Raw genomic sequence first — 23750 nt, 5'->3', positions numbered from 1 at the left:
AAAATTTTGTTTTTAAAAGACCTGTTATTTTCTGATAACCTGATACCGATTGGCACGATTATTATCTGGCTGTTCAGCAGCATGTCCGCAAGCTACTATCACACATGTCTGAAAACCAGCAGGAATACGCAATTCTTTTTGCAAATCACTCGCAGAATTAAGAACTAAAGCCGCATTCATCAAATAAACTGAACCTAAGTTTAGCTCTGCAGCTTCAATCATTAAATTCTCTGCCGCTACTGAGGCATCCCTCTCGCCAAAACTACTATCTTTTTTGACGTTAATGACAAACAACAATGGAGCATTATAGCAAGCATTATTTGTTACCTGCTCTATCTTAGACAAGATGGTTTCATCTTCGACAACCGTCATTTGCATCACATCTGCCTCATGCATGCCGCATGGAGCAGCCTGAAAAGCAGCAATCAATTTATTGATGTCTTCTGGAGCAACCTTTTCACTGGTATATTTTCTAACAGCTACTCTTTTTAAAACTGGATCAGTCATTTGTATGCCTCCTAGAAAAACAAAAACTAAATTATTTAATAACCGCTTTACCGGTCTTGTGAACTAAATCAGACCATTTTAAGAATTCTGTATCAGAAATTCCTACAAACTTTTTACCTTTGACCTTCTTGACGCTAAATACATAAACTGTTTTACCTTTTTTAACGTAAGAATATTTATTGCCTTTTACCAGAAGCTTGCCTTTGCTATTATAAACTTTTGCGTTCCGTTTGACTTTATAGCTGGCAACTTTAAAAAGTTTCACATTACCGGGCTTAATGTATTCTTGTTTCTTACTTTTCTTACCATTGACTGATATTTGCAAGTAACTCTTATTCTTAACAGTAGTAAAACCAATAACTGAAAGAATAGTTCCCTTTTTTAGTTTTTTGTTTTTAATTCTTTTACCTTTATTATTATAAACATAGGCATTTTTCTTTAACTTAACAGTTTTACCAACATACTTAAACGCGTTACTGGTATTAGCAGTATTCTTGTTAGGTTCCTTACTAGTATCTGACGGGGACGAAGTATTATTCTTATCTCCTGTTGTATTCGTCTGATTTTGATCAGTATTAGTGCTGGTATTGGTATTTCCTTCAGCTGTATTGGTGCTTGAAGCAGTAGTCTGATTTTGACTTGAAGAAGCTGCAGCTGTATCTGCGGCCAAAACCGGTCTGCTCGTACTCAAACCAATAGTCAGAGAAGCAACTCCAACTATACTTAACAATAGTCTTTTCTTCATATTGACACCTCATTATAAAAAAACTTATTTATATACATTCTACTACTTTGAATAAATAATTTCTTGTCTGCCAGTGAAAACAGGCTGTACATAAACTAATTTAACCAATGATTAACACTTTTACCACTTATATTATAAGGTAATAATTTCTTTTTTGCTTTATACTAGTAAAGAATGAAATTGAAACTTACGCTTCAAAGGAAGGACTCCATGGAAAAGCAGCAAAAAGAACCAATCGAAATTTTGGTCACTATTGACCAGAATTATATCAAACCACTTGAAGTAATGATGTACTCACTTAAACTCAACAACTTGAATGAAAATTTTCGGGTATGGCTGATTTACGACAATATCAATCGGCACTCTTTGACTAAATTAAAAAAATTTGGGGCAAAGATAGGCATTGACGTAATGACGCTAACAATGAATAAAAATATTAGCTTCCCCGATTCCCTGCTCAACTTGCATGACTATCCTAAAGAAATGTATTTCAGATTACTATCAAGCAAGATTTTGCCAGCTGATTTGCACCGCATTATTTATCTAGATCCCGATATATTAGTAATTAATTCCATCGTCCCTTTATGGCAATTGGACTTAAAAGGTAAAATGTTTGCGGCCTCGGTACATGAAGGTTTAACCGACATTATGAGTTCAATTAATAACATTAGGCTTGGCACGTCAACTGGGTATTTTAATTCAGGAATAATGCTAATGGATTTAGACCAGATGCGTGTAAAAATAAATATTGAGGATATTACACAGGCAATTGAAGAACACCACGACACTTTAATTTTACCAGACCAAGATATATTAAATTACTTGTACGGTGAGGACATTTTAAAAATACCCGAAACAAGATGGAACTATGATGCGAGGGCATTTTCAGTTTACTTGACAAGAAGTACGGGTGAAATTAATACTGAATGGGTTATGAAAAACACTTCGATTTTGCATTTTTGTGGTAAGCCAAAACCCTGGCAAAAAGAAAAACATTCTCGTTTCAAACCCTTGTATTTGAATTACCAACAAATGGTCAATCGCCTGTTAAAACAAGAAAAATAAATATAACATTTAGCGTTTTACTGTTGAAGGAAGCTATATCTGTGCTAAAATAATAAAAGTTGCCGAATATCAAGCGACACAATGCTTGACGTGGTCTAGGTATAGAAAATACTCGGCTATTTTTAGCATTGAATGTGTAATATTTTTTATAGAAAAGAGAAGAATTATGGCTTCAATTAACAAATCTGAACTTACTAAAGAAGTTGCAGCAAAAACTGACCTTAAGCAAAAGGATGCTGAAAAAGTTATCGACGCTTTGATTGAATCAATTAAAGATAACTTGGCAAAAGGCGAAAAGGTACAAATTATTGGTTTTGGTTCTTTTGAAGTACGTGATCGTGCTGCTAGAAAAGGTAGAAACCCACAAACTGGTAAGACTTTGACCATTCCTGCAACCAAAGTACCAGCATTCAAGCCTGGTAAAGCATTAAAGGATGCAGTTAAATAATTTCTATTAATAAATACGAAAAAACAACGAGTTTTTAGCTCGTTGTTTTTTATATTTAATGATTTTGATGATTTAATTTGGTAGCGAAGAAGTCACCAATCACCTGAATAATAAATATCAGAATAATGACTAAAGCTGTCGCAACAAACGTCACGTCATTATTAAACCTATTGTAACCGTATGAAATAGCTGTATTACCTAATCCTCCTGCTCCAATAGCACCAGCCATTGCTGTCAGTCCGATTAAACTGATAATTGTAACTGTAGAAACACGTGCAAGCTCTGATCTTGCTTCATTAATATAGACATTAAAAATAATGTCCCAAATTGTAGCTCCTAAACTTTGAGCAGCTTCAATTTTACCGTGATCAACACTTTCAAGTGCGACTTGTACTTGACGGGCGTAAAAAGGGAAAACTCCCAAAGTTAGAGGAACAAGTGCAGCCTTGACACCAATCTGAGTGCCCACTATTTTTTGAGTGACTGGTGCGATAAATGCCAGCAAGATAATAAATGGGATTGCCCTGAAAATCGAAACTATTTTGTCACAAATATTAAACCAGAATTTGTTTGGTCTAATACCATCACTTTTAGTTAAAACTAGAATGACTCCAAAGATTAATCCTAATATGCCACCAAAAATACCAGACCAAAATGTCATAAATAATGTTTGAATAATGCTGGTACCCCAGCCGGTATCACCTAACCAGCCTAATTGCACCACATTAGGAAAAACACTGTTAAACCAACTACTCATATAGGTCCCCCTTTTCGTTTAGTCGAGTAACTGCCACTTTTTCTTTTCTTAAAAAGTCTACTGTTGCTTGTTGTTTATCTTTGCCGCCTTTAACTTGAACTAGCAATGTACCAATTGGTTCGTCATCTAATAATTCCACGTTACCATATAACATACTTGCTTCAACGCCAATTTGACGGTACAAATCAATGATGATGGTTTTGGTCACATTTGCCATACTATAGACTAATTGGTAAATTGCTTCGTTATCATTAAGTTCGTCCAAATTAAGTGACTTAAGCGTATTAATGACCTCAAGAGAGCCACCAACAAAACTTTTAGTGAGATCATTTTGTGGATGAAGCACCACATCACGCAAGTTACCTTTTTCAATTATTTGACCAGATTGCATCAAAGCAACTTTATTGCAAATTTTCTTAACAGCACCCATTTCGTGTGTGATTAAAATGATTGTCAGATTAAGGTCTTTTTGTAATTTCTTTAGTAAAGATAAAATTTGTGCAGTATTTTGAGGGTCAAGAGCACTGGTAGCCTCATCAGAGATTAGAATATCTGGTTCATTTGCAAGTGCGCGGGCAATCGCAACCCTTTGCTGCTGCCCACCTGAAAGCTGAACGGGATAAAAGTTGGCCTTCTCTTTTAAATCGACCAGGTCCAATAAATTTAGTGATTTTTCCTTTATTTCCTTTTCTTTCAGACCAGAATGCTTTAGGGCAAAGGACACGTTGTCAACTACACTAATTTCATTTAGCAAGTTAAAGTTTTGAAAAATCATGCCGATCTTTCTACGCGCTAATTGTAAATTTTTATTAGCTATCACTTGCTTGCCGTCTTTGACAAAATCAGTATCATTGACTCTAATGTTTCCGGCAGTTGGTTTCTGCAACAAGTTAACAGTTCTTACTAAAGTAGACTTGCCTGCTCCAGAAAAACCTACGATGCCATAGATATCACCCTTTTCTACCGTTAAATTAACGTCGTGAACAGCATGTACAACTTTTCCTTTTTTGTCAGCGAAATCAACATTAACATGTTCTAAATCAACAATCCCCATTACATTCTTCTCCGATCATTAAAACTTAACGTCCCAAGCTGGTTTACTCATATCACCATAAAACTTCTTGTCTAAGCGCTTAGTTTCAGCTGTTTGATATGACTTTACTACAGCTAAATAGTCTTTATTCTTTTCCTGACCTTTCTTTGCACAAATGATATTTACCCATTGTAAAGAATCTTTATTAACTGGTTCAATGAAGATAGTTTGCTTTTTACCTAAGCCTGCAGGACCTGCAAAGTCATTGTTAACTACAGCGGCATCAACAGAATTAATTACCCGACCACATTGATCAGCACTAACTTCTTTAACTTTGATGTTCTTAGAGGTTTTAATTACGTCTGCAGCAGAAACTAAAATTTTACCTTTGCGTAACTTAATTAAACCGGCATTTTTAAGAACAAATAATGCACGTGATTCATTACTTGCGTCATTTGGAACAGCAATCGTAGCGCCCTTCGGTATCTCACTTAATTTATGGTACTTCTTGGAGTATAACCTAATTGGGTTAATTTCAGTCCGACCAATTGCAACTACACCGCCTTTATTGGCTTTGTTCCAGGCTTTAAGAAAGGCATAGTGTTGAAAAGCGTTGAGGTCAATATCACCACTTTTAACAGCCTTATTAGGTTGGTTATAATCAGTAAAGTTTTTAATTTTAATTGTTACCCCGTACTTTTTCTTTGCCAAAGCAGCAGCATGTTGCCAAATAATTTGCTTGGGCTTGGTTTCACTAACAATACCCACAGTGACAACGTGATTGCTCTTTTGATTATCACCTTTTTTACCAAAACTAAACCAAGCAATAGCTACTACAACTATAGCTACCACAACTCCAATAATTATATTGCGACTTTTCTTTGTCATTTGAAAAACCTCCCAATTTTTCAATAAAAAAAGCACTCATCCTAACATAAGGACGAGTGCTTCGTGTTACCACCTTTATTTTATTTATTACTCACGTAATAAATCTCACTAGCTATCTACCAATAGCTTGCAATTCTAACGGATGCAACTCCGCCACTAGCTAAATATCACCAGCAGTCATCATTTCGAGCCCATGTTCACTACACTTCGTTAACTAACTCTCACCAAACGTTAGCTCTCTTTATTAACTTGAGTAATAGTTACTCTGCTTTTCAAGATGTATTAATTATTTAATTGTTTATTAATTTAGCATTTAAAAATTATTCTGTCAACCATAAAATTAAAATTATTTGCCTTTTTCATGGTATGACTTTACTTGGTCAAAATAAAAACGTCCAACTGCAAAAGTAACTATTCCCATACCGATTACTTGCCACCAATAATTATGATTCAGGTTTTCTGCTAAAATAAAACTGCTTATCAAGGTTAGGATACAGATGATTAAAATTAGACTAGATGTTAATATTCGTCTCATTAGATTGCTCCTTTCTCTTATATGTTAAAAAGTCAAATGAATATTTGTTTTGCTCATCAGGGTAATGAGTTTCTTTTTTAACCAAATTAAATTCATCATATTTGATTGGAATCATTGTAGTGTCAGCAGTGAAAGTTGCTTTTATTGCTGTTTTTTCCAAGTAGTCTGCTTGCTTGATTAAAGCTTTAAAAACCGAATTGCCCCCTATCACACATAAATTTTGGTTTTTATGTTTTTCAACCCATTCTTGTAATTCAGCCTCTGACTGCACAATTACGACATTTTCGTTATTTTGATATTTTCTTTTTAATTCTTTACTAGTTGTTAGAACTATATGTTTTCTGCCCGGCAAGATTTTAGGCAGACTCATGAAAGTTTTACGCCCCATTATTATTTGGTGACCATAAGTTATTTCTTTAAAGTGGTGTAAATCCAAGGGCAAATTCCACGGCAAATGCCCTTCTATACCAATTTGATGTTGTTGATCTTCAGCCCATACAAAAGTAATCATTTGTTCTCCTTTAACTTAATTATACCGTTTTTGAGTACACTTTGGGAAATACTCGCATATCTGCCGTTTATTTTTAAACGACAAATCAATTTACACATGATTTTCGCTTTTAATATTGCTATAGTTATTTAGTAGATTAAAATGATGGAGGAAAAAATGACTAAAGCGGATCAATTTACAGATGAAAAATACAACTTAATGAAACAGACAGAAGCCGACTTAATAAGGGATTTGCAAGCTGTAGTCAAAGAACCTGAAAAAGAAGCAGAGCTTAGCGCTGAAATTTTTAAAAAGCATCAGAAATGGCTACAAATTATTATGCCTAATTACTCACCTGAAATACATTTAGGGATTGTCAGTGCTTATGACACTGACACCCGTTATCAGTCATATTATGATGATAAGGCGGGAAAAGGTGCAACCAAAATTTTAAGCAGAATTGTCAAGAAACATTTAGCAAAATAAAAAGTTCTTCCTAACAGAAGAACTTTTTTAATGGAACCAATGTGTGTGCTTATCCGTAAAAGCTAATAAATCATTGCTTAGATACAAAATGTAGGTCAAAAATAATGTCAGATTTGCATCCCCCTGAAAAGCAGTTACTCCCCAAAGTATTATTGCTAAAATCCCCTGAATAGTCCAAAAATAATATTGCTCTCTAAAATGCAACATGCAAAGCATCGAACCAGTAATACCGACTGCACCCGCGGTGGCATCAATCCAGGGTCTGGGACTAATAAAAATTCGGGTATCCATTAAATAAAGCAGGCTTAAAACAACAGAGAAAAATAATAAGCTAAAAACCCAATTTTTAAAATTCAAACCACGAATATGTTTTTCAGCATTTTTCGTCCAAGACGGCAAGAGCAAAACTGGTAAGTCTAAGAGAAAAATATAGATGGCTTGCAAAATAATGTTGGCATAATTTTGCGCAGCAACAGAAACGATAATATAAATAATACTTGAAACTAACCCCAATATGCCGTTAATCGGTCTGGCATTCGTGATAGCAAGCGTGCAAGTAAATCCCAATATGGCTGCTACCATGGTAATTAGTGAAATCAAGTTTAATGACGATGAAAAAGTAGTGCCGATAATAACACCTATTCCCAACATCAATAACATATAAGTTTTAAAACTCCAACCCCGCATTTGGTCGATATACCATTGCAATTTAAAAATTCCAGTATTTAGCTGCATTTTCATTTTTTAAATCTATCCCTCCATCAAAATTGAATGAAAACATGTTTTTAATCATACCATACTTGAAATGTGGGAAAAGAAATCGAACTTTTATCTGATAAAAATGTGCCACCTAAAATTGGATTATTTACTATGGCTAATTGCCCATTTTAACAAAAAAGGTGATAAAACAGTGGTCATAATAATAGCTCCAATCACAGTAGAATAAGCTGTCGGCGCTAGTAAATGATTAGACAGACCTATTTGTGCAACTACCAGAGCCATTTCTCCGCGAGAAACCATTCCCGTTCCGACCAAAAAAGCGTTTGAATTGGTAAAACCAGCTATTTTTGCCCCTAAGCCAGCTCCAATTAATTTTGAAAGTATGCTCCCTACCGTTAAAAGCAAAAACAGTAACAAATCATTGGCAATGCTTTTAATGCTCATTTCTAGGCCAATGCTAACAAAAAAGACCGGAATAAAGCTGCTGTAACCAATAGCTGTAAAATTTTGTTTTAAGGCTTTTTGAGTTTGAGTTTTGCTTAAAGCCAATCCCGTAAAAAATGCCCCAATGACATTGCTCAGACCAACCATTTCTGCTCCCCAAGCACTTAAAATGATCACTATCATAGCTATAAGAGTCTCCGAAGCTGGTAAGGTAATTTTTTGACTTAACTTAAATAGTCGCGGTATTATCTTGACGCTGATAAAAGCCAGCAAAAATAAGTAAAGAATTTGCAGGAATATCGCCAATATTAGGTTTAAACCGGCACTATTTTTTGCGGTTGCAGCCCCGATCATGCTTGTAGCAACGCTTAATAATAAAATCGAAAGTAAGTCATCAACCACTGCTGCTCCTAAAATAGTCAGCCCCTCTTTGCTGTTTAATCGACCCATTTCCTGCAAAACAGCCACCGAAATTGAAACAGAAGTTGCCGCAAAAGTTAATCCTAAAAAGATGCTTTCTAATTGTGAAAAATGAAAAAAGATGCCAGTGGCATAAGCTACTATGATTGGTATTATCATTCCGCACACAGCTACCAAAAAACTGGGACGTAATAATTTGACTAATATCTTTAGATCACTTTCTAAACCAGCTAAAAACATTAATAGAATTACTCCTAAATCAGAAAAGATTTTTATCATGTCATTTGGTTGCACAATGTTTAATACTGCCGGGCCTACTATAATCCCGGCAAGAAGTTCACCTATAACCGCTGGTAAATTTAATCTACTGCTTAACTGGCCGCCAATTAGTGTTGCTAGCAAAATGATAAATAAAGTTTCTAAGAATTGCATTTTAAATCTACTTTCCACATAAAAAAGACCTTCAAAAATCAGACAGGCAACCCAAACCTGAAACTAATTCTTGAAAGTCTATGACTCCAACCTAATACTTTTTAGTATTGATATTATAACAAACTTACCTAATAACTGCTAAATTAAGCGGATAACAGCCAATGAAACCATCCCCACTAACACAATAACCAACAATGATTTACTAATAATCGCGGCGGCAAAAGTTGGAATTGATGCTAAAACATACTCCACATTAAATTGGGGTAAGTGTCCCGGTTTTGCGAGCAACAAATTACTGAACCAAAGCGCAGACATAATCACAATTGGCACAAATGAAAGAAAATCAACCAATTTTTCTGGTAAAGAAAATTTTTTTAACAAAATGAAGGGAATTACCCTTGATAACCAGGTTGCAAGACCGCAGCCTAAAATCGTTAACAACGTATAATTAGAAGAAGACATACTTAAGCACCATTCCTAAACTACAACCAATCAGGGTTACCACTATCACAACCATATTTGCTGGTAAGACAATTGTCAGTAAATACGTCAAAACAAAAGTGATTGCTATGACAATAATCTGCAAAAGTTTCTGGAGCTTTTTATCACCAACAACTTGCAAATATAATAAGCCAATAAACATGGCTACAAGAGCAAAATCAAGTCCAAATTTCTCTGGACTAGTAACAAAACTGCCTAGGAGTGAACCAATTAGAGTGGCAATTAACCAAGTTATGTAAGACACGATATTTGCGGTATTAAACCAATCGAAGGTCATTTTGCCGGAGGTATAATTAACCTTATTCATGCTCAAGGCAAAACTCTCATCTGTCAGAAAAGTACCGATCAGAACGCCCTTACCCAGCTTATCTTTTTTAAAATACCTTGCTACCGTGGTGCTCATTAAAATCATACGGGAATTGACTAAAAAAGTAGCCAGAATGATTGAAGCAATAGGACTGCCCGCAGCCAACATGCTCACAGTAGTGAATTGGGCAGAGCCAGCGTATATAATTACAGACATCAAAAAGACATTTAAAGTGGAAAAACCACTTGCTTTGCCAATAATGCCAAAAGCCATGCCAATACCAACGTAGCCAAAGACTGTTGGAATTGCGTCTATCACTGCAGCACGTTTAGTTAATGAGCTATCCATCTTGCACCTCTTTATCTTGAAACATTAATATAAAATTAAATTGAAGTTAGCTTACATTAGACGATTAAAAAAGTCAAACTCCTTTCAGTCATAAAATATTTCGCCAACTAAAAACTAGCTTGCTAAAAAGTAGCAGCTAGTTTCAGGAATGAGCTTATTCATTTTTATTTGTTTTTGTAAAATCTATTCCGCGGTCTTTAAACACTTCTTTAGCGACAGTAATCGCATTCAGTACTTTGGGAAAGCCAACATAAGGAATGGTTTGAATAAAAGTTTCGATTATTTCTTCCGGCGTTAAACCAACATTCAAGGCACCATTGATATGAACATTCAGTTGCGGTTCAGTATCGCCCTGTGTTAACAAAGTTGTGATGGTGATCATTTCTCTTTGCTTTAGATCTAAAACACCGCGATCGTATACATCACCAAACGCAAACTCAATAATGTAACGCCCAACGTCTTCAGATAAGCCAGCCAGTGATTTAATAACTGATTTACCACCTTCGCGATCAACTTTTTCTAAATTTGCTAAACCCTTTTGATAGCGTTCATCATTTTTCATAGTATCTCTCCTTTTTATTCTGCAAACTTGTTTCAACAGTTATTAGAATAGTTGCTGGAGTGCAGTCCATGTCAACTACTATTTTAAAAATATTACGACATGGTAAAATATAATCATATACTGTTAAAGAAGGAAATCAGATGAAATATTCAATTGGTCAATTTGCCGAACTTAGTGGCTTTTCAATTGACACACTGCGTTATTATGAAAAGCAAAAACTGCTTTTTCCCAGTCGTGATAAAAACAACCGCAGATTTTATACCGAAAAAGATGTGGCTTGGATTAGTTTTATTTCGCGCTTAAAAAAAACCGGTATGAGCATCAAAGAAATGCAAAAATATGCTAAATTGCGCTATGCGGGTGACCAAACTATTCCTGAACGGCTGGTTTTGTTGTTCAATCAACTAGATAATTTACATGAAGAAGAAAAGAAAATTAATGATAATATTGCATTTGTAGAACAGAAAATCAAAACTTATCTTAAGACAATCGGAGATTTAAAGGAATAATGGTAATTCTTTTACTTTGACTGCCTTTATAAAAACTACTGATTGACTATGAGCCGGTAAATAGCAAGCTCAGTTTTGACTAGTCTGACTAAATGCAAAGCAAGTACTCTTTTTACCGATTTATGATAAATGTCAAGTTGAAAAAAATTTCAGATACGGTATAATGTTATTCGTTATGGAGAGTTGGCAGAGTGGTAATGCACCGGACTCGAAATCCGGCGAACCAAGTTTTCCTTGGCGCGCAGGTTCAAATCCTGTACTCTCCTTAAATATATGGTCTTAAAACTTGGTATATCAACATTTTTAATTTATGTGATCGCCAAATGTTCGCAACCTTTTAATTAAAGTAATACATTATTCAAGATAAAAGAGCAGTTTCTATAACTGCTCTTTTATTTATGATCTACCATTGATTAAATTAAAAGGTTATTGCATTTGAATATTGTTAATAGTACTTGTGGCGAACCAATTTTTGCCGAGCAAAACATTATAGATATCTTGATTTAACCCTTGACCATGAACCCTCTAGAAAATTATTCACATTAAAATACCAAAGAATAGAGATTATGGCCCTATTATTCTTAATGCAAAAAGAGCTGGAAGAATTATAGGAAAAGCTTTCCATGTAGAATATGATGCTCAATAGCACTGAAAAACATATACCAATTTATTCTTTTAAGACAGTTATAAAAATGGTAAATTATAAATGTATAGTTACAAGTATAATGGGAGAAGGCAAATGAAATTATTATGGATAATTGCACTAATAATCTTTGTTATTTACATAATTATTAGTGATAGAAAATTAGAAAATAACAAAGATTATAAAGAAGCATCAACGCCAAGTAAAAATCCATCAAAGGAGCTGTTAGTGAAACGTTGGTGGGTATGGGGGTTAATACTAGTTTTAATTTGTGGTTTCTTTGTCTCAAATTCAAAAGATTCCGAAAGTCATAATGAAACATACAAGACTACCACACATCATTTTAAAAAGCCATCACCTATAAAAAAGAGAAAAAAGCTTTCTGCTTATACTACCAAAAAGGTTTCCAAATTTATACCAGTGAAAAACACTGCTAAAGCAGTTACTTTAGGTGCTGGTAAGTATAAAGTCGGCAGAGATATCAAGCCAGGCAGATACGTTATTAAAGCTGTCAAGGGCAGTGGTAATTTATCTAACAGCGATTTCACTATTAACGTTATTTTAGGAAACGATGCTAATGGCGATCGGTTAACTTCTTTTACTACCAACTTAGTAAAAAACGACAAAATCAAGATAGATTGGATAGAGTCTACAAGCTTTACACCAACACCAGATAAATATACATATAAAACAAAAATAAGTGCTGGTATATGGTTAGTAGGACTTGATATTAAACCCGGAAGATATGTCATACGGCCAATAAAAGGCAGAGGTAATTTAATATCGGAAGATGGTTCTGATGATAATTTAAACGAAATATTAGGCAAAAATGCTGAAAAAGGTCAAGTCAGCAAAGTAACGGCTGATTTAACTGCTGGAGAAGTTATATTGTCTACTATAGAATTAATTGGCTTAAGTAAAAAATAAGATTTAAATATTTTTGAAAATAAAAAACTTCTAAGAAATCACTATTCGAATTTAGATTTCTTAGAAGTAATACAAATACAACAGGGTTATGCCCTTTTGTATACGCTATTATAGCAGCAAACGAATTGATTTATATGCCTTTCAAAACGTTTAGGACACTCAAGCATGACAATTACTGCAAAAATTATGCGTATATGCTTGATGAGTATGAAGTACAACAAGATGATACTATCGAGAAAGTTCTCGATGGTATATAAACATGTTTGCTAACTTTAAAATTAATTATTAATTACTATCAATAATAAAAATGTTGTAATATCAGTAATTACTAGATATCATTTTCGAATTTTTTATAAAAATAGACTGCACCCTCCTTATTGATAAAGTTATGAAAATCAATACATTCCTTTGAAATTAACTTGATCGCCAAAGTAATAAGAAATAATCTAAACTCCGCAAAACATAACTATTTTTATAATTTTGCTAATCATCTTCGCAAAATATTATAATTAATATTAGTTAGCGCTAAAGTTTAATGCCAACATGATAAATAATTTTATCAGTAACAAGACAATCAATCTTAATGTTTATATATTATATAGTAATGAATGGTAATTTATATTTTTTTACCTTCATTGTTTCATTTTTTCAAATTAACTCAAACTGATTTCTAATATTAGCAATGACTCAGAATTAATTTGATTTTTCTTTAACTACTATATCAATCTTTAAATTTGTTACCATAGCATACTCAAGTATCATATTTAAAGTAATGATCACAAATTTCTTTGAGCATTACTCAATTTATTATCAAGGTCTAACTATGATATGTTCAAAATGAAGATTATTGAAATAAGTTCTGCAAAAAGGCATCCTTGATTTTAAATCTTAACTATCTTCATACTAAACAATTTAATGTATTAGTCAAATCTTTTTTTGCCATTAAACTTTAATTATAGATAAAAAAACAAATTTTTTGGTAAATAGTTTTTTAATGATAGCACAACAACATGTATTGAAACTTTACCCGTTATCTGCTTTTCGATTAACTCTAAACAACACGTAACATAATTATAAATAACTCGGAGTTTTGTAAGTAAAAATTGTGTAAAAACAAATTTTAAATCCCCATCGACTATATTATTCATCTTTCTAAGCATTTAATACTGTGTAGATAAGAAAAATTTCTTTGTTAACTAGTTCTAAAACCTGCTACCACATTTTATCAATTCTGCTAAGAATACTCTATTGATAATCTGACTAAGCCATTCTTTGAAAAACAACAAGTATCCCCTACTATAATTGCTAAAAGATCAATACGAATCATCAGTTTATCATCATTATTTTAATGCTTTAGGGTCTTTAACAAACAATATTATTTTTAGCGTTTTTAATCAATTTTTTTTAAAACCCAAAATTATACCTAATCGAATTGTTTTCTAACATTTTATTTTATACAAAAAATAACGATTAAAAATCGTTATTTACAAAATTATTATTTTTCAGTCTGGTATCTATCTTCAAGTTTTATCATTAGATTATACAAATCCTTGCTTGGAGCAAATATGTATTTAAAAATAATAACAAGTAATCCTATCATATTTGTAAAAAAGCCTCCCAGCAAAAAACGTATTAATGTATTTGAACGGGAAAAATTCAAAATTACAATTGCAACGAAAACTGTCATAATAACGAAATAAATAATCATACCCCATATGATTGGCTTCTTAATTTTATTTTTTTCTTCCTCATCACTAGATATAACATTAGAAATTGAAATAATTAGTTTAATTATAGCTTGGTTAACAATTGCATCATTGTTTGTATCATTTTCAATTATAGAAGCTGTTTGGGCAGCTTCATGTTTATTTTCTGCACTTTTTTTATTTTTAGAATTTGATAAAACACTACCTTTTGACTTTTTTTTCAAACTTTCATTATAAACTTTATATAATATTTTAATCTTTTTTTCATTTGATTTATTCATTTTGAAGTTCTCTCAAATAATTTCTAAGTCTAAGTGTAGCAGTTTGTAATGATACTTTAAAAGTCTGAGATACTTTGACAGCTAATTGATTTGCTGATTGCTCAGGATCTTTCACATCGTTTGAAACAAATTCATTAACTAATTTACTTAATTTATTTGTAGGTATTAAAAAGGCCCCAGCAAATTCGTCCACTTCTTGTTCTTCGGGTGTATATTCCTTTCCACGATAAGAAAGAATATTTAAAAACTTTTTATTACTGTGCTTAAAACCATTAATTATTTGAGCATTATTTTGATCGATTCCAAGTCTCCAGCCAAAATTAAGTATTAGGTGTCCTAACTCATGTGCCATAGTAAATCTTTGCCTAACTGGTGCGTTCCCAGTAATACTGACAGCAATTACTGGACAGTCCTTCTTATCGTCCCATCTTAAGTATCCATCAATATCTTCACTAATAATATATCTTACATCAATACCTTGATACTCTAAATAATTCTCTATATCATCATAATGATCTGAAGTTCCAAAAACATCATAATGAATTTTTTGTGCAGTACGGTCAATCTTTTTTAGTTTTTTAACAGATAATGGTGGTATCCGAGACATAAAATCACCTTTTTCTAGTCCATAATTAATTTATAAAAACCTTGTTACTAAAATTTTATCCTATTTATCAAAGATTGTTAATAAATAATTGCTTTATATCAAAAAATATATCTTTTTAAAAAATAGCTAATATTTGTAAGTTTATATTTCTCAATTTTAAAAAACTAACTTTATTTGATATGACCCCCAAATTTAGGACAAATTTGGGGGTCATCTTTATGTCTAAATTGTCTAAACAAGATAAAATTGAAATCTATCATCTTTGGCATGATTATCAAATCGGCCCTGCTGAGTTAAGTCAGCGTAACTTTTATTCTTGATACCATTAATGCCAATCCCAATCTGCCCCATCTATCTCGTAGTAATTACTACTACACTTTAAAGAAGAAGGACAAAGATCGGGGTAATCGAGAAATAATGGCTGAAATCAAAGCTATCTATGAAGAACACAAGCACCGCTATGGCTATCGCCGCATTACTGCAGAGCTTAGGCGTCGCGGTTTATTAGTCAATCATAAAAAGGTGCAGCGCCTAATGAACAAGCTGAAGCTGTTCGGCATAGTCAGTAAACGCTGGCACAAATACAGCAGCTATCGCGGTACCCAAGGTCCGATTAAGCCTGACCTAATTAAACGTAACTTTAGTGCAGTTTATCCCAATCACAAATGGTATTCAGATATAACTGAGTTTAAGCTCAATGGGCAAAAGACTTACTTATCACCGATCATTGACGGCTGCACCCAAGAGATTGTTTCCTATACTATTTCCCGTAGTCCTAATCTTAAGCAAACAATGGACATGTTAAACCAAGCTTGGCGTAAATATCCAGCCTTGAATGGCTTAATCTTCCACACCGATCAGGGCTGGCAATACCAGAATTATAGATTTCAAGCATGGCTTAAAAATCATGGCATTAGCCAATCAATGTCACGCAAGGGCAATTCGCTTGATGATGGGTTAATGGAATGTTTCTTCGGGATACTCAAACGAGAAATGTTTTATGGATTTGAAAAGCAGTTTAAAAATCTCACTGAACTGGAAGACGCAATCAGAGACTACATTGAGTATTACAATCAGAAAAGAATCAAAATCAAACTAAAAGGACTAACTCCGCTTGAATATCGGCAGTTAGTCCTCAGTTAATAGCTAATATAAAGTGTCCTAATTTTGGGGTTCACATCAATTTAAGAGTCTTTTTATTATACACTAACAAATTATATAAGTTAACTTTAAATAAATAAGGGTACTTTAGATCTTTTCTTTATATTTTCCATATCTACCTTATTAAGTACTTATTCTATATTAACCTATTTTAAGCATCGGTTAAATTTTTCACATTTTCATATTTATCAAACTGATAAGTTACAATTATTAACTAATTAATTAACTTTAAAATAATATAATACACGTTACTAAGATACAGTTAAGTAATTTAATATTTTAACATAAATTTTTACACACCATAGTTGATTTAAATTATAAATCTCACTTCTATAAAAATGTTAGCCTAGAATATAAACTAATAACATGATTGCGAACTTTGATATATAATAAAACTTTTTAATTGAATTTTTTTACTATTTCAATTTTTATAATAAATCATTCACTCATTATATTTTTAACTAAAATCAATTAAGAACAATGCCTTTTTTATTTAGAGTATTTACATCTCTTTAATAATTATTTTCTTTGTCATTACTTAATTCGGGAACAATAATAAATACAAATTTTACTTTAAATTTTGTATAGGTTTGTAAAAAAATTAAATATATGTATATTGTCATAAAAATTACAAAAAAAAGATATGATAATTGTACTGTTTTTTCTGAGAAATGCAAATCAATTAAAGAAATTGGCTAACCAATTTCTTTATACTATGATATTCATTAATCAGTAAAATTAAAAAAATTCACCGTTTATTTTGTCAACTTTTTCAATCAAATACAACTACCTTTCTATAATGTCTAATTAAGAAGAAAAAGTACGCACTTGTAAAAAATTAATAAGCCAATAAACAAATATGATAAAAGAATAATTTAAAGTCTCAAACTTTATTTTTTTTTATGATTAATTAAAATAAAAATTAATTTATTGTTTTGCTTAATTTGTTTTTTACTCAAACTAATTATTTAAAATGTCGCGAAAATACAAATTTTATTGAGCTGCTTTATTCAAACAAAAAGCCAGTAAGAGAAAATTCTTTTACTGGCTTTTCTTTAGCTGCATATCTTTAAAAGACTCCAACTTTTTGTAAGTATCTATATTGCAATCCTGTAGCAACTACAGCAACAAATAAACCTACCAAATTCACGGCAAGCCAATTAATAGCACTCCCTGCAAACAAGCATGTAGCAATCCATGGTGCAGCAATAATCAGATAGCCTCGAATTGCAGTCATAATTAAAGAGCCCCATTTAAAGCTTTTACTGATATCCTTTGCAGCAACCTTATTTTGTAAAAACTTTTGAAATATGATTGCTCCCAATGTTACTAAAAGGGTGATTAAGACAAATTGCCAAGCTTCAAATTTAACTAGGATAAATTCTTTATAAGCAATATTGTTTGAGCAAACCACAAAAGCACAAACAATATCAAACAAATAGCCACGGCTAATATAATTTTTTCTGCAACTATTAATAATGAACTTAGTAGCATTTTTAAAAGTCTGCTTAGGCGATTGCTCTTGTCTGTCAATGACTTGACGATTAATTAGATAATGATATTGCCAAGACATCCCAATTATAGCCACAACTAGACCAGCTATAATGGAAATAAAGACATTGAACTGCCCCTTAGTATAGAGGCTATAGGCAAACAAAGGTGCATTAACTACTACAAATGCACGAACTCCTGTTGAAATCAAACTAGTATTGACAAAAAATGGAGTCATTTTTTTGCAAGCAATTTTATTTCTTAAAAAGTTCTGGTAACGAACTAAACTAATTACTGCTACTAGAGCTTGAAGTACAAAAATCCACTCAAATCTAAGCACATAGGGTTGTAAAATTGCCAAAAGATAAAGTGTGCCATAAACAGCTAGGTCACCAATATGGTTAGTAGAATTATCAGCTAAAGCAAAAGCATGTTCATGATGAGCTATATCACGTAAAGCTTCACCGACAGTTTCCTGTTTAGTGGTTTTATTATCAGCCATTTTTCTCACCTCAAAATCCAGCATATCATTGATATCATCAATTTTAAGTTGTTTTTCATCAAAGTCAAGCTTTAATTTTAAGTTATATTTTACCTTTATCATCATTAATTAAAACTATTACTTATATCGAAAAAGTCTACTAATAATGCAATTCTTAAGTTTTATTCAAGAGTAAGTTTTTATTTTTATACCAAACAAAGTTGCTGTTAAAATACAAACGAGTAATAGTTATAGGTAGGGATTTGACTTTGAATATTAACTTCTGGATTGCAATTTTATCTGCAGCCATATTGTTGCTACTTATTTTCAATGTCAGAAATTCTCGTCGGTTTAACTTATTCGATCATTGGCTTCACCATAAACTACTGATTAGAAAGCACGATGGGATTGGCTGGCAGATTATAGCCTTTATAAATGATCCTAAACTACTAGTGGTCTTAGACGTATTTCTTGCTAGTTTCTTAATTAGTAAAAATAAAAATCTACTTGCTTTTTGGGTGCTATTTACTTTAGGCTTTACTGATTTAATAGGAATATTTTTAAAAAAATGGATGCGTAGAAAACGTCCGATTTTGCACTCAGACTTAGAAGAAGGCTATAGCTTTCCGAGCGGTCATGTTTTAGGCAGCACGGTAATGGCATTAATAATCTGGCAAATTTTTGCCAATCAATTAGGAAATCGGCTGTTATTAATTTTAGCTATCATTTGGCTGATGGTTGTGATATCGCGAATTAGTCTTAAAGCTCACTTTCCTTCAGACATTTTGGGAGCTACTTCTCTAGCAGTTTTATGCTTTAGTATTGCACAGCAGCTACTTTTCTTAATTATTTAATCAAAAAACATCTCTGATTTTTATGAATTCAGAGGTGTTTTTAAGTATGAGAAATTTGACTTACAGATTAATCAATATTATAAGTAACTTAACATTTTACCGGCAACAAACACGATAATACACAATACTGCAGTATACCATGCACAGTGAGGCAGTGCTTTCTTAAGAATAACCCCTTCTTTACCTTCAAGTCCGGTTGCACCAGTCGCGATTGCGATATTTTGTGGTGAAAGCATCTTACCAGCGGTAGCACCAACCATGTTAGCTGCTGCCAGCCAATATGGACTTACTTTCAGTGCATGGGCAGCTTGTACTTGCAATTCACCAAAGAGTACGTTAGCTGATGTATCACTACCAGTAATAAAGATTCCTAGTACACCGATGATTGGTGAAATTACTGGGTAAAATGCACCAGTTAAAGTTACAAGACTAACCGCAATAACGTCAATCATTCCGCTGTAGCCCATGACTTTGGACAAAGCCACAATAGAACAAACAGTGATAATTGTTTTAACCAATTGTTTGATTGTGCTCGTTAATACGGAAAACATTTCCTTAAATGATAAGCCTTGAATAGCACCACCAATGATACTTGAAAGCAGTATTAAAGTACCTGGTGATGATAACCAGTCAATGTCAACCGGTTTGGCATTTGCACCATTGTAGAAGTGGAAACTAGTTTTGACACTTGCCAGTGCATTATGAATTGCAGGAAACATTGATGAAGTGAAGATAATAAAGCAAAAGACCAAAATGAATGGTACCCAAGCTTTGATTTTTTCAGCAGTAGAAATTTGCGCTTTTTCTTCCTTTTCATCACTAGAGGATCCTGCTTCATCTTTCTTGCTGTAACCTCTAATAATAATCACCAAAAATAGCAGACAAACTAATGAACCAACAATTGAAGGTAGTTCAGGGCCCAAGTACTTAGTAATGAAAATTTCTGGTACTGCGAAAGTTAAACCAGCTACCAAAGTGCAAACCAATACACCTTTGCCTTTGAATGACTTAAGGCCTTTACCCTCAGTCATCATTACCAAAACGAATGGCACCAACATCATTAAAACAAACAATTGTATAGCAATTAAATAACCTAATTGAGTTACTCCCAGTCCTGTTACTTTAGCCAGAGTTGTTACTGGTAGACCAACAGCACCAAAGGCTGTAGGAGCAGTATTTGCGACCAAGCACACTACAGCGGCTTTAATTGGGTTCATACCCAGCATTATTAAAATACTTGCAGGAATCGCTACCGCAGTACCGAAACCGGCAATGGCTTCCAAGAATCCGCCTAATCCCCATGCTAAGATTAATACTAAGAATCTCATATCCTTGGTAATTGAAGTTAACATAGACATTATTGTATCCATTCCGCCTGATTTTCTACTGATGTTGTAGATAAACAGAGCCGAGATGATGACATAAATTATCGGCCACAAAGCCATGATTATACCATCAATTCCTGCTGTGATACTGTTTGAAAACGAAAAGTGGAAACCGACAATGCTTAGAATTAATGATAATGCAAAGCCGATTAAACACGCCAAGTCACCCCGAATGTGGAAAACACCCAGGGAAAGTATCAGCCACACGATTGGAATGATCGCAAGGACTGTTTTAACTAAATCCATTATTATTCCTCCAACGAAACTTATTAATATGATTAAACTAAAACCTCTCATTAACTAAAAGATAGATTTTAAATAAAGATAAACTTGATAGCGCAGTTTGGTTTGTGATGAAAGCGCTATCTAATTTCATTATAGCACTATGTTCAGTACTTTAGAAGATGAATTTCATTTCACAATCTATGTAACAAAAGCGCTTTCTTTTTCTTACAAAAATAAGTCCTAACTTTATACTGTTAGGACTTAAGCTACATTTTTCTAATCTGTTATCTATAGAACAAATAAAATCTGGCTTAAAAAACTTTAGAGGTCATCAAAACCGATCATTAGACTGCCTTCTTCGGCATAAAAGGTACATAATCCCCTCATTGGACGAATAGTTATCGCAGCTTCAGGATAAAGCTCTAAAATTTTTGCTTTTAAAGTTTCGGCATCTTTCATGTTTTTGCATTGGTCAATGATAACATGTCCACCCTGATACTTCATTTCACCCATTAATTTGATGATTTCTTTAAGCGCACGCTTAATGCCGCGCACTTTTGCCAGTGGCTCTAATTTTCCTTCATCACTGGCAGTCCCTACTACATCAATATTTAAGACTTTGGCCACTTTGGCTACAGCCATATTGACACGTCCATTAAGCGCTAAGTTGTGTAAAGATTTCAATACAACGAGCAAATGCGTATGGGTTTTGTAATCTGAAATTTTTTGCTCTAGATCAACAAAACGGGCATTACTATTAACCAACTTTTGAATTTCTTGCAGAATAACCGAAATCTCGGGTCCAGCTGTTCTGGAATCAACCACAATTACGTGGCTGTCGGGATGATCTTTTTCATATATTTGTTTTGCTTGAAACGCGGAAGAAAAGCTGCCACTTAAACCACTGGTTATGGTCATAATGATAGCTCGCTTACTTCCAGATAAAGCTTCAAGCCATTCGTTGATACTGGGACAAGAAGTTTTACCTTCTTCCGTATTTTTCTCCATACTGGCAATAAATTCTTCAATGTTAAGATTCTCATTATCGACAAAATCCTTGCCAGAAATAGTCATTGTCAAAGGAACGACAGTCAAATTGCTATTTGCCTGGTCATTTGAACCAGAATCTATAATTAACCTTACTTTTGTCATATTAATATTCCTTTTTGAAATAAACCAATCTTTTTAAAAATTGTATAGCATAATAATAAATCAAAACTGTCAAAAAAGCGACAAAATTATTTTTAATATTTTTTAACATTAGAAATCGGTTACAAATGTTTACATAATCACAAACTTAGGCTAAAATTTGTCATGTAGATATGGAGCCTATGCTCCACTAATGTATGTACTTACACAAAATAGTACAGCATTTATTATTTAGGAGGTTTTTAGATGTTAAAATCAGTCATTGAAAATGTTCATGCACTGGAAATCTATGATTCACGTGGTAACCCAACAGTTGAGGCTTTTGTAACCTTATCAAACGGTGTTGTTGGTAAAGCTGAAGTTCCATCAGGTGCTTCGACTGGTGAAAATGAGGCTGTTGAATTACGTGATGGTGGCAGCCGTGTTGGCGGCAAGGGCGTATCCAAAGCCGTTGAAAACGTAAACACTGAAATTGCCAAAGCATTAAAAGGTTTGGATCCACACGATCAGGCAAACATTGACCGCGTAATGATTGAATTAGATGGTACCCCTAACAAGGCTAAGCTTGGTGCTAACGCTATCTTGGGTGTATCAATGGCTACTGCGGCTGCTGCAGCAAAAGATAGTCACCAACCTTTATACAGATACCTTGGTGGTACTGATCTTGAAATGCCTCAAACTTTCCACAACGTTATTAACGGTGGTGAGCATGCTGACAACGGTATTGACGTTCAAGAATTCATGATCACTCCAGTTAAAAAGACTTCATTCCGTGATGGTTTTGAAAAGATCGTTAACACTTACCACACTTTGAAGAAGGTTCTTGAAGACATGGGTTACGAAACTGGCCTTGGTGATGAAGGTGGTTTCGCTCCTAACATGAAGAACTCGGAAGAAGCTTTACAAGCTTTACACGACGCTATCGTTAAGGCTGGTTACAAGCCTGGTGAAGATATTGCCATTGCGTGTGACTGTGCTGCTTCTTACTTCTACAACAAAGAAGACGGCAAGTACCACTTCGAAGGTAAAGTATTTAATGATGAAGAATTAGCTCAATACTACGACAAGTTACTTGACGAGTTCCCAGAATTAATTTCAATTGAAGACCCATACGATGAAAATGATGTTGACGGCATGATTAAATTTACTCAAAGCCACAAAGACAGAATTCAAATTGTTTTGGATGACTTCATTTGTACCAACCCTAAGCTTTTGACTAAAGCTATTAAGGAAGGTGCCGGTAACGCTTCATTAATCAAGTTAAACCAAATTGGTACTGTTACTGAAACTTTGGAAACTATCCGTCTTTCACGTAAGAACGGATACAACACCATGATTTCTCACCGTTCAGGTGAAACTGGTGACACATTTATCGCTGACTTTGCCGTTGCTGTTAACGGTGGTCAATTGAAGACTGGTGCCCCAGCTCGTTCAGAACGTGTTGAAAAGTACAACCGTTTGCTTGAAATCGAAGAAGAACTTGGCGAAGGCGAGCGTTTAGCTACATTCCCAGACAGTGTTGACAAAGACTAATTTGTTAATAAAAAAGCCTGCAATATTGAAGTTAACCCCTAGAATTGGACGTTAACATTAATTCATGTTTGCTAAGGCCGTATTCCGATATTCAATCGGGGTGCGGCCTT

Annotated in this window: 24 protein-coding genes, 1 tRNA gene, 1 pseudogene and 1 other annotated feature; of the genes and pseudogenes, 9 read left to right on the top strand and 17 right to left on the bottom strand. The window is 33.6% G+C overall.

Features of this window, described 5'->3' with window-relative positions:
- Window positions 1-24: 24 nt before the first annotated feature.
- Window positions 25-507 carry a nitroreductase family protein gene (locus tag H3T47_RS07155; RefSeq protein ID WP_199283008.1) on the bottom strand — a complete coding sequence of 161 codons (483 nt, stop codon included), beginning with the start codon at window positions 505-507 and terminating at the stop codon, window positions 25-27.
- Window positions 508-538: 31 nt separating this feature from the next.
- Window positions 539-1252 (bottom strand): SLAP domain-containing protein, encoded by a 714-nt coding sequence (locus H3T47_RS07150; protein ID WP_199283007.1) that lies wholly within the window; start codon window positions 1250-1252, stop codon window positions 539-541.
- A 210-nt stretch (window positions 1253-1462) separates the two neighbouring features.
- On the opposite strand from H3T47_RS07150, the gene H3T47_RS07145 reads away from it, so the two are divergent.
- Entirely contained in the window at window positions 1463-2317 is an 855-nt protein-coding gene (locus tag H3T47_RS07145) for a glycosyltransferase family 8 protein (RefSeq protein ID WP_109918445.1), read from the top strand.
- 166 nt (window positions 2318-2483) lie between these two features.
- On the top strand, window positions 2484-2765 hold the full coding sequence (locus tag H3T47_RS07140; protein WP_038522851.1) for an HU family DNA-binding protein: 282 nt from the start codon (window positions 2484-2486) through the stop codon (window positions 2763-2765).
- Window positions 2766-2820: 55 nt separating this feature from the next.
- Here H3T47_RS07140 and H3T47_RS07135 read toward each other — a convergent pair whose 3' ends face one another.
- The 5 genes from H3T47_RS07135 to H3T47_RS07115 all read right to left on the bottom strand — a co-directional run bounded on the left by H3T47_RS07135 (window position 2821) and on the right by H3T47_RS07115 (window position 6489).
- Window positions 2821-3522 carry a methionine ABC transporter permease gene (locus tag H3T47_RS07135; RefSeq protein WP_038522854.1) on the bottom strand — a complete coding sequence of 234 codons (702 nt, stop codon included), beginning with the start codon at window positions 3520-3522 and terminating at the stop codon, window positions 2821-2823.
- Window positions 3515-4576 (bottom strand): methionine ABC transporter ATP-binding protein, encoded by a 1062-nt coding sequence (locus H3T47_RS07130; RefSeq protein WP_199283006.1) that lies wholly within the window; start codon window positions 4574-4576, stop codon window positions 3515-3517. Before H3T47_RS07130 ends, H3T47_RS07135 begins: the two co-directional genes overlap by 8 nt.
- Window positions 4577-4594: 18 nt before the next feature.
- Entirely contained in the window at window positions 4595-5443 is an 849-nt protein-coding gene (locus H3T47_RS07125; RefSeq protein ID WP_038522860.1) for a MetQ/NlpA family ABC transporter substrate-binding protein, read from the bottom strand.
- Window positions 5444-5488: 45 nt separating this feature from the next.
- Window positions 5489-5728, bottom strand: a binding site (T-box leader).
- Window positions 5729-5789: 61 nt separating this feature from the next.
- Window positions 5790-5978 carry a hypothetical protein gene (locus H3T47_RS07120; RefSeq protein ID WP_109918447.1) on the bottom strand — a complete coding sequence of 63 codons (189 nt, stop codon included), beginning with the start codon at window positions 5976-5978 and terminating at the stop codon, window positions 5790-5792.
- Entirely contained in the window at window positions 5956-6489 is a 534-nt protein-coding gene (locus H3T47_RS07115; RefSeq protein WP_199283005.1) for a dihydrofolate reductase, read from the bottom strand. Before H3T47_RS07115 ends, H3T47_RS07120 begins: the two co-directional genes overlap by 23 nt.
- A 156-nt stretch (window positions 6490-6645) precedes the next feature.
- Between H3T47_RS07115 and H3T47_RS07110 the strand changes: the two genes are divergently transcribed.
- A complete protein-coding gene (locus H3T47_RS07110) occupies window positions 6646-6954 on the top strand; it encodes a TipAS antibiotic-recognition domain-containing protein (protein ID WP_052727775.1) in 309 nt (102 codons plus the stop codon).
- 27 nt (window positions 6955-6981) lie between these two features.
- Here H3T47_RS07110 and pnuC read toward each other — a convergent pair whose 3' ends face one another.
- From pnuC to H3T47_RS07085, 5 genes are all read right to left on the bottom strand, one after another.
- Window positions 6982-7695, bottom strand: coding sequence for a nicotinamide riboside transporter PnuC (gene pnuC, locus H3T47_RS07105; protein ID WP_233335880.1), 714 nt, complete (start codon window positions 7693-7695; stop codon window positions 6982-6984).
- Between the two features lie 120 nt (window positions 7696-7815).
- On the bottom strand, window positions 7816-8970 hold the full coding sequence (locus tag H3T47_RS07100) for a cation:proton antiporter (protein WP_199283004.1): 1155 nt from the start codon (window positions 8968-8970) through the stop codon (window positions 7816-7818).
- A gap of 138 nt (window positions 8971-9108) precedes the next feature.
- Window positions 9109-9432, bottom strand: a complete 324-nt coding sequence (locus tag H3T47_RS07095; protein ID WP_199283003.1) for an AzlD domain-containing protein — start codon at window positions 9430-9432, stop codon at window positions 9109-9111.
- Window positions 9419-10126, bottom strand: a complete 708-nt coding sequence (locus H3T47_RS07090; protein ID WP_199283002.1) for an AzlC family ABC transporter permease — start codon at window positions 10124-10126, stop codon at window positions 9419-9421. The genes H3T47_RS07095 and H3T47_RS07090 overlap by 14 nt, the downstream gene beginning before the upstream one ends.
- 154 nt (window positions 10127-10280) lie before the next feature.
- Window positions 10281-10688, bottom strand: a complete 408-nt coding sequence (locus H3T47_RS07085) for a carboxymuconolactone decarboxylase family protein (RefSeq protein ID WP_199283001.1) — start codon at window positions 10686-10688, stop codon at window positions 10281-10283.
- Between the two features lie 140 nt (window positions 10689-10828).
- On the opposite strand from H3T47_RS07085, the gene H3T47_RS07080 reads away from it, so the two are divergent.
- From H3T47_RS07080 to H3T47_RS07070, 3 genes are all read left to right on the top strand, one after another.
- A complete protein-coding gene (locus H3T47_RS07080) occupies window positions 10829-11197 on the top strand; it encodes a MerR family transcriptional regulator (RefSeq protein WP_038522881.1) in 369 nt (122 codons plus the stop codon).
- Window positions 11198-11374: 177 nt separating this feature from the next.
- Window positions 11375-11463: transfer RNA gene (locus tag H3T47_RS07075), tRNA-Ser, on the top strand.
- A 473-nt stretch (window positions 11464-11936) separates the two neighbouring features.
- A complete protein-coding gene (locus H3T47_RS07070) occupies window positions 11937-12767 on the top strand; it encodes a hypothetical protein (protein ID WP_199283000.1) in 831 nt (276 codons plus the stop codon).
- A gap of 1495 nt (window positions 12768-14262) precedes the next feature.
- Here H3T47_RS07070 and H3T47_RS07065 read toward each other — a convergent pair.
- Both H3T47_RS07065 and H3T47_RS07060 read right to left on the bottom strand, forming a co-directional pair.
- Window positions 14263-14754 (bottom strand): hypothetical protein, encoded by a 492-nt coding sequence (locus tag H3T47_RS07065; RefSeq protein WP_199282999.1) that lies wholly within the window; start codon window positions 14752-14754, stop codon window positions 14263-14265.
- Window positions 14747-15361 (bottom strand): ImmA/IrrE family metallo-endopeptidase, encoded by a 615-nt coding sequence (locus tag H3T47_RS07060; protein ID WP_199282998.1) that lies wholly within the window; start codon window positions 15359-15361, stop codon window positions 14747-14749. The genes H3T47_RS07065 and H3T47_RS07060 overlap by 8 nt, the downstream gene beginning before the upstream one ends.
- 297 nt (window positions 15362-15658) lie before the next feature.
- Between H3T47_RS07060 and H3T47_RS07055 the strand changes: the two are divergent.
- A pseudogene (locus H3T47_RS07055) lies at window positions 15659-16504 on the top strand (IS3 family transposase); the annotation flags it as partial.
- Between the two features lie 1087 nt (window positions 16505-17591).
- Here the strand turns inward: H3T47_RS07055 and H3T47_RS07050 are convergent.
- Window positions 17592-18515, bottom strand: a complete 924-nt coding sequence (locus H3T47_RS07050; protein ID WP_199282997.1) for a hypothetical protein — start codon at window positions 18513-18515, stop codon at window positions 17592-17594.
- 254 nt (window positions 18516-18769) lie between these two features.
- Between H3T47_RS07050 and H3T47_RS07045 the strand changes: the two genes are divergently transcribed.
- Entirely contained in the window at window positions 18770-19348 is a 579-nt protein-coding gene (locus H3T47_RS07045) for a phosphatase PAP2 family protein (RefSeq protein WP_370448315.1), read from the top strand.
- A gap of 77 nt (window positions 19349-19425) precedes the next feature.
- On the opposite strand, the gene H3T47_RS07040 is transcribed toward H3T47_RS07045, so the two are convergent.
- Both H3T47_RS07040 and H3T47_RS07035 read right to left on the bottom strand, forming a co-directional pair.
- Complete coding sequence (locus H3T47_RS07040; RefSeq protein ID WP_199282996.1) at window positions 19426-20979, bottom strand: L-lactate permease; 1554 nt, start codon at window positions 20977-20979, stop codon at window positions 19426-19428.
- 300 nt (window positions 20980-21279) lie between these two features.
- Entirely contained in the window at window positions 21280-22110 is an 831-nt protein-coding gene (locus tag H3T47_RS07035) for a DegV family protein (protein ID WP_046327209.1), read from the bottom strand.
- Window positions 22111-22353: 243 nt separating this feature from the next.
- On the opposite strand from H3T47_RS07035, the gene eno reads away from it, so the two are divergent.
- Window positions 22354-23640 carry a phosphopyruvate hydratase gene (eno, locus tag H3T47_RS07030; RefSeq protein ID WP_038522901.1) on the top strand — a complete coding sequence of 429 codons (1287 nt, stop codon included), beginning with the start codon at window positions 22354-22356 and terminating at the stop codon, window positions 23638-23640.
- Window positions 23641-23750: the final 110 nt, after the last annotated feature.

The sequence above is a fragment of the Lactobacillus sp. W8093 genome, from assembly GCF_016100925.1.
In the GTDB taxonomy this organism is placed as follows: Bacteria; Bacillota; Bacilli; order Lactobacillales; family Lactobacillaceae; genus Lactobacillus; species Lactobacillus helsingborgensis.
This window is presented reverse-complemented; position numbering and strand designations above follow the sequence as displayed.